This is a genomic window from Photobacterium sp. OFAV2-7, from assembly GCF_022347985.1.
In the GTDB taxonomy this organism is placed as follows: Bacteria; Pseudomonadota; Gammaproteobacteria; order Enterobacterales; family Vibrionaceae; genus Photobacterium.
Genome location: NZ_JAKRFQ010000683.1, coordinates 1 through 2907 on the forward strand (window position 1 = coordinate 1; position 2907 = coordinate 2907).

The following is a 2907-nucleotide window of genomic DNA, read 5'->3' on the forward strand; positions in this document are numbered from 1 at the left end:
AGGCTCCTTTCATAGCCATACCTGGTATCAGCTGATGTATGCCTCTGAAGGAGTGCTAAATGTCGATGTGAGCGACCAGGCGATGGTGGTGCCACCGCAACGGGCGGTTTGGCTCCCGCCCGGTTGTATTCATCGGACGTTTGCACCAAGCGGCGCTAAGTTTCGAAGCCTTTACTTTCGTCCGGATCAAGTCGAAGGTGTCGGACATGTGTGCAAGGTCGTCAATATCACCAACCTGATCCGAGAGCTGATATTGGCCATTGTTGCCCGCTGTGACGTTGACTCTGAGTGGTTGCAGCCTGACTACAACTTATTGACGGTGCTACTGGAACAGTTGAGTGCCCAGCCCCAGACGGTGTTATCGCTATTGATGCCGAAAGATGCCCGTCTCAGGGAAATGGTAGAATCGCTGCAACTTAGCCCGGACAACGGCCTGAGTATGCAGCAATGGGCCAACAGGCTGGGTATGTCGAGCCGGACTCTGTCCCGGGTTTTTCTATCAGAAACCGGGATAGGGTTCAGGGAATGGCGACAAAGGCTAAGGTTACTGCATTCGCTGACCTTACTTGAACAAGGAAGGTCCGTGACTCAGGTCGCTTTTGATGTCGGCTATAGCTCGCCGTCGGCTTTTGCTCATGCCTTCCAACAGTATTTCGCCTGCTCGCCACGGGAGTATTTTATGAAACAGAGCCCATTGTGATGTCGCCAATGGGCTTTGATATATGCGGATGAATACTTAGTGCAGGCCTTCCATATCCATTGGCAGGTATAGTTTGCCGTTAAAGGCGATATAGATCCCCGGTGCTGCCAAGCGAGCAGCAACAAAGGCCGAGCCTAGGTTAAATCCGGCATCGTTGGGGGAGAAACCAACCAAAGGCCACATAGCACCTGTGAAAACGATAGTTTGCCCATGTTCTTCCGGCAGCATAGCCATGAGTTTTCGCGCACTGTCGAACAGCGTAAAGGTGCCATGGGTGACAATGTGGCGAGAGCAGTTGCTTTTAATAATGGCATTGCTTACGGCCTGTATGTCTTCGTCGGTGACTTCCCGGCTATCTTTCATGCAAACCTCGAACAGTTCGTACTCTTGTTCGGTAATCCCTGCAAACTTAGCCAGAAAGTCAGGAATGGCCGATTCATCATGACATACCGTGGTGCATTTGTCGGTATCGTAAAATGAATCAATCGTGCCTCCGGTAACGACAAGCTGTATCTTGTGCTCATTATTAAGGTTGCTCATGTGTTTCTCCAACGATAGAAGGTGCTAATAAGGTCAAACTGCTTCATTCACTTTTAGTTCAGGGGCTTCAAGTTCGCCACGCCCCCAGCCAGTGAAAATAGCGAAAATCATGGTGGCTAGCATAAACCAGGCATATAAAACCATAGGGGTCAGCTCTAGAGGTGACAGGGCAGGAACACCTGCAAAGCTCTTGCTTGCTTGTTGCGATAAGCTTGCCGCCAGCAGCAGTGCTGCAGACCATGGCAGTGAGTAGACCAAGGTGCAGGCAAGGTTACCGATCACATTGGCTCGGCGGTAAGAAGAGACGCCAAACTTTTCTCCCATTGGCTTGGCAAATGACAGCCCGACAGCCAGGATTGCTGGAGCGTTGATGCTCATCAGCGAAGACATTACCAATGCCAGGAAGCCCGAAATGATCTCATAGGCGCGCGCATTTTTGACATTGCCAAATGCTTCGAGCAAGCGCTGGCTTCCTCCGCCGTCGAGCATCATCTGGATACCAGCAGATAGCAGGATAACCAGAATACACAGATCAGCCATCCAGCCAGAAACCCCGCGTAACAATAGCCCGCCGTCGACCGCAACAATATTGCCGAGTGTGTTGAGGCCGGTAATGATTGAAACAACCGAGCCGAATAAAATGCCGATGATAGTGGCAAAAACAATGTCACCCTTCTTAATTGCGGTATAAATGGTTGCCGCAGCTGGAAGCAACATCCATAAACCTCTCGGATCCATAACATCCTGGATCTTCTCAAGAGGAACAGATCCTGCGGAGTTTGACTGGAACATGCTCAGCGCAATCATGGTGATGATAGTCATTGCAGCGGCTGGGATAACATAGCGAATACGGTGTTTGACTACGCCGCCTATATCCGTATTTTGCGAGGTCGCCGCGGAGATTGTTGTGTCAGAGATTGGTGCAAGGTTATCACCAAAGGCACCGCCGCCAATAATGGCCCCGGCCAGTATTGCCGGGTCTGCGCCTAGCAGCACACCAGCCGGATAGAGCATCCCCATACCGGCAGTGATGGTGCCAAATCCGGTACCGGCGGCAGTGGCAAAAAGAGCACTGGCAAAGAAGGTAATAACAATAAACATCGTGCCACTGGTGCCTGTATGGTAGGCCGCCCATAAGATACCGTTTACCAGGCCGGAATCACGTAACACGGTTGCAAAAATACCGGCAAATATCCAGCAGGCAACGGGTGCGATTGCTGTTTTGGATCCCATACCTTTTAAAACGGTTTTGCCAAAAACGGCTTTATCTTTTGCGAGCAGGAAAGAAACAAGCAAACCAATAATGGCACCGACCCACATGCCTTGAATGGAACCGCCTGCAACTGTGGTTGCTACGTAAATAGCAATAACAACAAAGATGAGTATCGGGGTAAAAGAAACCCACGGCCCACCATAAAAACGTAATTGCTGATCTTTCATAATTTTTCCCTCAGTGATATATATTTGCTTCCGCTTAATAATTTGAAAGTCCGGTTTTACTGGGTGTTGAGTTACTGCGGGAATAATTACAACAATAAAAATGAAGCAAGATAATTCCGTAATGTTTACTTAACTGACGTATAGTGACGTTAGGTATGCTTCACTTTACGAATGTTGACTTTTAAGTGTTTGATTAATAGCCTAAAAAATAAGGTTTTTAAAGATCG

At 49.1% G+C, this 2907-nt stretch carries 3 protein-coding genes; 1 reads left to right on the top strand and 2 read right to left on the bottom strand.

Translation table 11 applies throughout. The features are described from left to right. A partial coding sequence (locus MHN01_RS23005) for a helix-turn-helix domain-containing protein (protein WP_239413676.1) occupies positions 1-700 on the top strand: 700 nt, incomplete at its 5' end. A gap of 36 nt (positions 701-736) precedes the next feature. On the opposite strand, the gene MHN01_RS23010 is transcribed toward MHN01_RS23005, so the two are convergent. Continuing rightward, entirely contained in the window at positions 737-1240 is a 504-nt protein-coding gene (locus MHN01_RS23010) for an asparaginase domain-containing protein (protein WP_239413677.1), read from the bottom strand. A 33-nt stretch (positions 1241-1273) separates the two neighbouring features. Next, a complete protein-coding gene (locus MHN01_RS23015) occupies positions 1274-2680 on the bottom strand; it encodes a Na+/H+ antiporter NhaC family protein (RefSeq protein ID WP_239413678.1) in 1407 nt (468 codons plus the stop codon). Between the last annotated feature and the right edge of the window lie 227 nt (positions 2681-2907).

Bases quoted from the DNA above. Each gene is read 5' to 3' on its own strand.
- MHN01_RS23010 (WP_239413677.1), bottom strand. From the start codon at position 1,240: ATGAGCAACCTTAATAATGAGCACAAGATACAGCTTGTCGTTACCGGA.
- MHN01_RS23015 (WP_239413678.1), bottom strand. From the start codon at position 2,680: ATGAAAGATCAGCAATTACGTTTTTATGGTGGGCCGTGGGTTTCTTTT.